This window comes from Stenotrophomonas sp. HMWF003 (assembly GCF_003061285.1).
Classification (GTDB): Bacteria; Pseudomonadota; Gammaproteobacteria; order Xanthomonadales; family Xanthomonadaceae; genus Stenotrophomonas; species Stenotrophomonas maltophilia_AP.
Map to the genome: position 1 here is coordinate 1 of NZ_QAIW01000001.1, position 4,230 is coordinate 4,230.

The following is a 4,230-nucleotide window of genomic DNA, read 5'->3' on the forward strand; positions in this document are numbered from 1 at the left end:
ACGACGACCTGATGGGCCTGGCCTTCGGCATCGGGCGCACCGGGGTGCGTGCCAAGTCGCGGCGGGCGCTGGACGAACTGCTTCCCGAGGCCCTGCGCGCGCTGGCGCGAACCCATCCGCAGGCGGTGCTGGAGACGCTGCATATCGACCTGTTCGGTTTCTCGCGCGGCGCCGCATCCGCACGCGACGCGCTCACCCGGCTCAACCGTGCCGACGGCCGCGCGTGGCTGCGTGAGCAGCTGCACCGCACCGGCTGGCAGCTGGCCAACGAGGCGGCCGTGCCCGCACGGCCGGCGCGCTTTGTCGGTCTGTTCGACACGGTGGTGGCGATCAACCCGCAGCAGCGCGACGAACTGCCCGATGTCGCGCTTCCGGCCGGGTGCGCGGCCAAGGTGGTGCAGATTGCCGCGCGCGACGAACACCGTTACCACTTCGCGCTGACCTCGGTGGCACCGCAGCACGAAGAGATCGCCCTGCCCGGCGTGCACGCCAACATCGGCGGCGGCTACGACCAGCGCATCGAAGGGCCCAAGCTGTTGACCCGCCCGCTCGGCCAGCGCGTTGCCGGGCACGGCCTGGCCGACACCGAGGTGCCGCCGCTGCACCTGCTGCAGGGCACGCAGGTGTACCGGCAGGCGCGGGCGGCGTGCCAGCGTTGGCAAGCCGAGCTGGGCTTGGGCGATGACGCGGTGTGGGTGGATGTGTGGCACCGCTGGCAGGCCCAGCGGGTGGCCGGCAGTGCCAGCGTACTGCCGCAGTGGGTGCTGTATGCCCATGCTGCGGTGGTGTTGAAACGCGACATCGACGGGCGCTACCAGTGGGTGGCCTTGCGGCTGATTCAGCAGCGTGCGGCCGCGGCCGGTGTGCGCTGGCTGGCCGATGCCGACGACGTGGCCGAGCTCACCCTGCCCGACGTGCTGCGGCCGATCGCCGCGCGGCTGGTGTCGGGCCAGGCGCTGGATGCGGCCCAGGAACAGCTGCTGCGGCAGCACTACCTGATGCAGTCGGCACACTGGAATTTCGACGCGCTCGGCGATACCGCGCTGCTCTACGCCGCCGATGAAGGCACGCGCGAATTGCCGTATCGCCCCGGGCCGGGACTGTTCTACATCAACCGGCCCACCGAGGATGGCAAACGCGTGGTGTTGCCGAACGTGTGATGTGCGTGCAGCCACCATAGGTGATGCGCCAGCCACCCATGGGGTGGCTCTACCTGGGCGCGTGGTCTGCGTGCGGCCACCCATGGGGTGGCTCTACCCGGGCGCGTGGTCTGCGTGCGGCCACCACACGTGTTGCGCCAGCCACCCATGGGGTGGCTGTACCTGGGCTTGTGGTCTGCGTGCAGCCACCCATGGGGTGGCCCTACCCGGGCGTGATGCGGTAGAGCCACCCCATGGGTGGCTGCACGCGGTGTGGTGCTATCGCACCGGGCCGCTGGTGCGGCCGGCCTGCTCGATCAGGTTGGCCAGTTCTTCTTCATCGAACCCGGCCAGCAGGCGCGCCTCCAGGTTGAAGGGGCCATACAGGAAGCCGCCGGCGTACTCGTTCAACAGCGCGATGAAGCGTTCGCGCGGTTCGACCCCGGCGCGCTTGCAGTACCAGTGATACCAGCGCGACCCGGCGGCCACGTGCGCCACTTCCTCGCGCAGGATGATCTCCAGCACATCGGCGGTGGCGTGGTCGTTGGCCGACCGCAGCTTGTTGATCATGCCCGGGGTGACATCCAGCCCGCGGGCCTCCAGCACGCGCGGTACCAGCGCCATGCGCGACAGCCCATCGTGCGCGGTCTTCTCGCACATTTCCCACAGGCCGTTGTGGGCGTCGAAATCCCCGTAGTCGAATCCCAGCGCCTGCAGCCGCCCGTGCAGCAGCATGAAATGGCGTGATTCGTCGTCGGCCACGCTCACCCAGTCGGCATGGAACGCACCGGGCAGGCCACGGAAGCGGTACACCGCGTCCCAGGCCAGGTCGATGGCATTGAGTTCGATATGCGCGATGGCATGGATGAACGCGGCGCGTCCCTCCGCACTGCCCAGCCCGCGCTTGGGCAGGTCGCGCGGGTGCACCAAGTGCGGCCTGGGCGGCCGACCCGGCATGCGGATCGGCGCGGGCGGCGCGGCATCGGCGCGGGCCTTGAGCTGGCCCGCACGAAACTGCACCGCGTAGGCCTGGGTCAGCGCGACCTTCTGCAGCGGGTCCGTTGCGGCCAGGCACTGCTGCGCGGCACGCAGCAGGTCACCAGCCGCTTCCAGCGGCAACTGCTCGGCCATCGGCGTAGCCTCAGGCGCGACGCTTGTGCTTGGCATCGTCCGAGCGCAACTGCTGGATGCGCTCGAAATACCCCGGCTCGATGCCGGTCGGGTAGACACCGTTGAAGCACGACGAATCGAAGGCCTTCAGCTCCGGGTTGCCTTCGCGCACCGCCGCTTCCATGTCTTCGATGTCCTGGTAGATCAACCAGTCGCAGCCCAGGTGCTTTTCGATGTCTTCGATGCTGCGGTTGTGCGCCACCAGTTCTTCGGCGGCCGGCATGTCGATGCCGTAGATGTTGGGGTAACGCACCGGCGGCGCGGCGCTGGCCAGGTACACCTTGCGCGCACCGGCGTCGCGCGCCATCTGCACGATCTGCTGGCTGGTGGTGCCGCGCACGATCGAGTCGTCCACCAGCAGCACCACGCGGTTGCGGAACTCCAGGTGGATCGGGTTGAGCTTGCGGCGCACCGATTTCACGCGCTCGCCCTGCCCCGGCATGATGAAGGTGCGGCCGATGTAGCGGTTCTTGATGAAGCCTTCGCGGTACTTCACCCCGAGCGTGTTGGAGATTTCCAGCGCGGCGTCGCGCGAGGTGTCCGGGATCGGGATGATGGTGTCGATGTCGTGGTCCGGACGCAGGCGCAGGATCTTCTCGCCCAGCTTGATGCCCATGCGCATGCGCGCCTTGTGCACCGACACGTTGTCGATCATCGAATCGGGACGTGCGAAATACACGTACTCGAAGATGCACGGGCTGTGCTCGGCCGGCTCGGCGCAGACCTCGGAGAACAGTTCGCCGCGCGCGGTGATCACCAGCGCTTCGCCCGGGCGCACGTCGCGCACGCGCTGGAAGCCCAGCACGTCCAGCGCGGCCGATTCGGAGGCCACGATGTATTCATCGCCTTCGGCGTGGGCGCGCTTGCCCAGCACCAGCGGGCGGATGCCGTGCGGGTCGCGGAAGGCCACCAGGCCCAGGCCCAGCACCACGCTGATCACCGCGTAGCCGCCCTTGACCCGGCGGTGCACGCCGGCCACGGCGCGGATCGCCGCTTCCGGGGTGAGCTGGCGCTGCGCGTCCAGTTCGTAGGCGAACACGTTCAGCAGCACTTCGCTGTCCGAGTCGGTGTTGACGTTGCGGCGGTCCTGTTCGAACACCTGCTGGCGCAGGGCTTCGGTATTGATCAGGTTGCCGTTGTGGGCCAGCGCGATGCCGTACGGCGAGTTCACGTAGAACGGCTGTGCCTCGTCCATGCCTTCGGAGCCGGCGGTCGGGTAGCGCACGTGGGCGATGCCGACGCGGCCTTCCAGGGTCGACATCCGCTTGGCGTCGAACACGTCGCGGACCAGCCCGTTGGCCTTCTGCACGCGCAGCCGCGTGCCGTCGGCGGTGGCGATGCCGGCCGCGTCCTGGCCACGATGCTGGAGGACGGTCAGGCCGTCATACAACTGCCCGGCGACGTTCTGGTTGCCGACGATTCCGACGATGCCACACATGGTGCGAATCTCCGCTGGGCTGTGCCCATCTACAGTGAAGGTGGCCGTGCCTGGCCGGGGGACCCGTTCCGTGCCGGAACAGGCTGATCCGGGCGCACGCGCGCCGGATCGTTGTGCTGCGAGGAACCTGGGCTGCCGCTGCGCGCCCCCACGTCGGTGGGGTCTCCCGCCTGCTGCGGGGTTTCATCCAGTGGTCGCGGCCATCCGCGCCCTGCCAGCAATCCGCCAAGCACGCCATTATCGCCTGTCAGGCCCGGCTTGCCCAACTCCGCGCCGGGCAGTTGCGCCGCATTCACCTCCGGCAGCGCCGCCGGCAGGCCGGCCAGGCCCTGCAGCGCGTCCACGCCGGGCAGCTGCGGCAGCTCGGGCATGCCCGGCATGCGCGCCTGCAACCAGGCCACGCCAGGGTCGAGCACGGCCCGCAGCTGGGAGTCGCGCCAGCTGGGCTCATTGACCATCGGGGTGTAGGACGCCGCCAGCAAC

3 protein-coding genes and 1 pseudogene are annotated in these 4,230 nt (G+C 69.2%); 1 reads left to right on the forward strand and 3 read right to left on the reverse strand.

The window, feature by feature from the left end; translation table 11 throughout:
- Positions 1–1,160: DUF2235 domain-containing protein (locus DBR34_RS00005; RefSeq protein WP_128095184.1), on the forward strand; the 1,160-nt coding region annotated here is incomplete at its 5' end.
- A gap of 258 nt (positions 1,161–1,418) precedes the next feature.
- Here DBR34_RS00005 and DBR34_RS00010 read toward each other — a convergent pair.
- From DBR34_RS00010 to DBR34_RS21175, 3 genes and pseudogenes are all read right to left on the reverse strand, one after another.
- Complete coding sequence (locus DBR34_RS00010; RefSeq protein WP_128095185.1) at positions 1,419–2,270, reverse strand: ferritin-like domain-containing protein; 852 nt, start codon at positions 2,268–2,270, stop codon at positions 1,419–1,421.
- 10 nt (positions 2,271–2,280) lie between these two features.
- A complete protein-coding gene (gene purF, locus DBR34_RS00015; RefSeq protein ID WP_038690198.1) occupies positions 2,281–3,747 on the reverse strand; it encodes an amidophosphoribosyltransferase in 1,467 nt (488 codons plus the stop codon).
- Positions 3,748–3,776: 29 nt separating this feature from the next.
- Positions 3,777–4,230, reverse strand: a pseudogene (locus tag DBR34_RS21175) (CvpA family protein); the annotation flags it as partial.

Bases quoted from the DNA above. Each gene is read 5' to 3' on its own strand.
- purF (WP_038690198.1), bottom strand. From the start codon at position 3,747: ATGTGTGGCATCGTCGGAATCGTCGGCAACCAGAACGTCGCCGGGCAG.
- DBR34_RS00010 (WP_128095185.1), bottom strand. From the start codon at position 2,270: ATGGCCGAGCAGTTGCCGCTGGAAGCGGCTGGTGACCTGCTGCGTGCC.